The organism is Ruegeria sp. CDSA236 (assembly GCF_059611285.1).
On sequence record NZ_JBXWPG010000023.1, the window covers coordinates 1 to 4,434 of the forward strand.

The 4,434-nt window shown below is 62.3% G+C and carries 3 protein-coding genes; all 3 read left to right on the plus strand.

Features of this window, described 5'->3' with window-relative positions; genetic code table 11:
* A partial coding sequence (gene gcvT, locus AC2FLB_RS20735; protein WP_496709999.1) for a glycine cleavage system aminomethyltransferase GcvT occupies nt 1-1,081 on the plus strand: 1,081 nt, incomplete at its 5' end.
* Nucleotides 1,082-1,099: 18 nt separating this feature from the next.
* Nucleotides 1,100-1,465, plus strand: coding sequence for a glycine cleavage system protein GcvH (gcvH, locus tag AC2FLB_RS20740; RefSeq protein ID WP_142640419.1), 366 nt, complete (start codon nt 1,100-1,102; stop codon nt 1,463-1,465).
* A gap of 113 nt (nt 1,466-1,578) precedes the next feature.
* Complete coding sequence (gene gcvP, locus AC2FLB_RS20745; protein WP_496704183.1) at nt 1,579-4,434, plus strand: aminomethyl-transferring glycine dehydrogenase; 2,856 nt, start codon at nt 1,579-1,581, stop codon at nt 4,432-4,434.

Below are 4,434 nucleotides of genomic sequence, written 5' to 3' on the forward strand. Positions count from 1 at the left end.
GCGCACGCCTTTGTATGGTTTGCATGTTGAGTTGGGTGGGAAGTTGGTTGATTTTGCGGGCTGGGAGATGCCTGTTCAGTATCCCTTAGGGATTATGGGTGAGCATGCGCAGTGTCGTGAGAAGGCGGCGGTGTTTGATGTGTCTCATATGGGTCAGGTGATCCTGCGGGGTGAGGATGTTGGTGCCAAGCTTGAGGCTCTGTGCCCGCAGGCCTATGCGACATTGAAGCCTGGCAAGGCGCGGTATGGATTTTTCACCAATTCGGATGGCGGGATCATGGATGATCTGATCGTGTCGAATGCGGGGGATCACTTCTTTGTGGTGGTGAACGCGGCGCTGCGTCATCAGGATATTCCGCATATGCGCGCCAATCTGGACGGGGTTGAGGTGATCGAGATCTTTGACCGCGCGCTTGTTGCGGTGCAGGGACCGAAGGCCGAGGATGTGGTGGGTGCGCTTTGCCCTGCGGCGCGGGATCTGAAGTTCATGGAAACCGTTGTTGCCGACATCCTGGGGGCCGAATGCCGGATCTCGCGTCTGGGCTATACCGGCGAGGACGGGTACGAGATCTCGATCCCCGAGGACCGTGCGATAGAAATCACCAAGGCCTTCCTGGCGCATGAGGATTGCGAGGCGGCGGGCCTGGGCGCGCGCGACAGCCTGCGGCTGGAGGCGGGGCTGTGCCTGTATGGCAATGACATCGACCAGGGCACCTCGCCGATCGAGGCCAGCCTGGGTTGGGCGATCCAGAAACGCCGCAAGGAAGAGGGTGGGTTCCCGGGGGCCGATCGCATTCAAAAAGAACTGGCCGAGGGTCCCGCGCGCAAGCTGGTGGGCATCAAGCCGGAAGGCCGGGCACCGGCGCGTCAGGGCGTGGACATTCAGTGCGCGCAGGGCAATACAATCGGTCAGATCACCTCGGGCGGGTTTGGCCCGACGGTCGGTGGACCTGTGGCGATGGGCTATGTGGCGGCGGATCATGCCGAACCGGGCACGGCGGTGAATCTGATCATCCGGGGCAAGCCGCAACCGGCACAGATTGTGGCCACCCCCTTTGTCACCCAGAATTACAAGCGTTGAAGTCAGGAGAGAGACAACATGGCAACCTATTATTCCGAAGAGCACGAATGGCTGACCGTCGAGGGTGATACCGCGACGCTGGGCATCACCAAACACGCGGCTGAACAGCTGGGCGACGTGGTGTTCGTGGAACAGCAGGAAGCAGGCGACGAGTTCGAGAAGGGTGGCGAGATTGGCGTGATCGAATCCGTCAAGGCGGCGTCCGAGCTTTATGCGCCGGTTGATGGCGAGATCGTCGAGGTCAACGAGGCGCTGGCCGACAATCCGGGCGCGCTGAACGACGACCCCGAGGGCGAGGCCTGGATCTACAAGATCAAGATCACGGATGCGTCGCAGCTGGAAGATCTGATGGACGAAGCCGGCTACAAGGCCTTCATCGGGTAACTTCAATTCCGGGGCCCTGAAACCGGGCCCCGGGCTTCATCTTTTTCCAAATACTCCCGCCGGAGGCATCTGCCAGAGCGGCTGGGCGAGACATTCCTTGAGGAGCGCTACACATGGCCTTCAAACTCACCGATTACGAAGCCTATGACTTTGCCAACCGTCGCCATATCGGGCCCAGCCCGACCGAGATGCGCGACATGCTCAAGGTGATCGGCTTCACGACGCTGGATCAGCTGATTGACGCCACCGTCCCCCCTGCGATCCGACAGAAGGAAGCGCTGGACTGGGGTCCGGCGATGACCGAGCGCGATGCGCTGTTCCACATGAAAGAGGTGGCGAGCAAGAACAAGGTTCTGACCTCGCTGATTGGTCAGGGCTATTACGGCACCACCACGCCTGCGCCGATCCTGCGCAATATCCTGGAAAACCCGGCCTGGTACACGGCCTATACGCCTTATCAGCCCGAGATCAGCCAGGGCCGGCTTGAGGCGCTGCTGAACTTCCAGACCATGGTCAGCGATCTGACCGGGCTGGACGTGGCCAACGCCTCGCTGCTGGACGAAGCAACCGCTGCTGCCGAGGCGATGGCGATGGCCAAGCGCGGTGGCCGGTCCAAGGCCAATAACGCGGCTTTCTTCGTCGATAAAAACTGCCACCCGCAGACCATTGCGGTGATCAAAACCCGCGCCGAGCCTCTGGGCATCGACGTACAGGTGGCTGATCCGGATACGATGGACGCGGGCGCGGTGTTTGGCGCGATCTTCCAGTATCCCGGCACGCATGGACATGTGCGCGACTTCACCGCCGAGATCGCGGCGCTGCATGAACATAAAGCCATTGCCATCGTTGCCGCCGACATCCTGTCGCTGGCACTGCTGAAATCCCCCGGCGAGATGGGCGCGGATATCGCCATCGGTTCGACCCAGCGCTTTGGCGTGCCGATGGGCTATGGCGGCCCGCACGCGGCCTATATGGCGACCACCGACAAGCTGAAGCGGTCGATGCCCGGCCGGATCATCGGCGTCAGCATCGACAGCCGGGGCAACAAGGCCTATCGCCTGGCGCTGCAGACCCGCGAACAGCATATCCGCCGCGAGAAGGCCAACTCGAATGTCTGCACCGCGCAGGCGCTGCTGGCCGTCATTGCGTCGATGTATGCGGTTTATCACGGCCCTGATGGCATCAAGGCCATTGCGCAATCGGTGCACCGCAAGACCTCGCGCCTGGCCGCCGGTCTGGAAGAGGCGGGCTTTGCCGTGGAACCGGAAGTGTTCTTTGACACCATCACGGTCGAGGTCGGCCATCTGCAGAATGTCGTGATGGAGGCCGCCGTGGCCCGCGGCGTCAACCTGCGCAAGGTTGGCGACAGCAAGGTCGGCATCAGCCTGGACGAACAGACCCGGCCCGAGACCATCGAGGCCGTCTGGGGTGCCTTCGGCATCGATCGGGCGGATGACAGCTCGAACAAGCAATACCGCCTGCCGGATTACGCGCTGCGTGAAAGCGAATATCTGACCCACGAGATCTTCCACAAGAACCGGGCCGAGGCCGAGATCACGCGCTATATGCGCCGTCTGGCCGACCGCGACCTGGCGTTGGACCGGGCGATGATCCCGCTGGGGTCGTGCACGATGAAGCTGAACGCCACGATCGAGATGATCCCGGTCACCTGGCCCGAGTTCGGCAATCTGCACCCGTTCTGCCCCGAAGATCAGGCACAGGGCTATCACGAGATGATTGCCGATCTGAACGACAAGCTGTGCCAGATCACCGGCTATGACGCGATCTCGCAGCAGCCCAACTCGGGCGCGCAGGGCGAGTACGCAGGCCTGCTGACCATCCGCAACTATCACTTCGCCCGCGGCGAAGGGCACCGCAATGTCTGCCTGATCCCCACTTCGGCCCATGGCACCAACCCGGCCTCGGCCCAGATGGTGGGCTATCAGGTGGTGCCGGTGCAAGCGGATGAGAAGGGCAACATTGATGTCGCCGATTTCCGCGCCAAGGCGGAAAAGCATTCCGACCATCTGGCCGCCTGCATGATTACCTACCCGTCGACCCATGGCGTGTTCGAGACCACCGTCCAGGAGGTCTGCCAGATCACCCATGATCACGGCGGTCAGGTCTATATCGACGGCGCCAACATGAACGCCATGGTCGGCCTGTCGCGTCCTGGTGACATTGGTGGCGACGTCAGCCACCTGAACCTGCACAAGACCTTCTGCATCCCGCATGGCGGTGGCGGCCCCGGCATGGGTCCGATCGGCGTCAAAGCGCATCTGGAGGAACACCTGCCCGGCCACCCGGAATACGGCACCGCCGTCGGTCCGGTCTCGGCGGCACCGTTTGGGTCTCCGTCGATCCTGCCGGTCAGCTGGGCCTATGTGCTGCTGATGGGCGGTGCGGGTCTGACCCAGGCCACGAAAGTGGCGATCTTGAACGCCAACTATATCGCGGCCCGGCTGCAGGACGCCTATCCAATCCTGTACACCTCGGAAACAGGCCGGGTGGCGCATGAATGTATCCTTGACACCCGTCCTTTGGATGAGGCGGCCCATGTCAGCGTCGACGATGTGGCCAAACGACTGGTCGATTCCGGCTTCCACGCGCCGACCATGTCCTGGCCGGTGGCCGGAACCCTGATGGTCGAACCCACCGAGTCGGAACCCAAGGACGAGCTGGATCGCTTCTGCGACGCCATGCTGTCCATCCGGGCCGAGGCGCAGGACATCATCGACGGCAAGATCGATGCGGAGAACAACCCGCTGAAAAACGCCCCCCATACGGTGCGCGATCTGGTCGGCGACTGGGACCGCCCATACACCCGCGAACAGGCCTGCTTCCCCCCGGGCTCCATGGGCGTCGACAAATACTGGTCCCCCGTCAACCGCGTCGACAACGCATACGGAGACCGAAACCTCATCTGCACATGCCCACCAATGGACGCTTACGAAGAAGCCGCAGAGTAA

What these genes read in the sequence shown, in the direction of transcription:
- gcvP (WP_496704183.1), top strand. Translation starts at nt 1,579, where the DNA reads ATGGCCTTCAAACTCACCGATTACGAAGCCTATGACTTTGCCAACCGT.
- gcvH (WP_142640419.1), top strand. Translation starts at nt 1,100, where the DNA reads ATGGCAACCTATTATTCCGAAGAGCACGAATGGCTGACCGTCGAGGGT.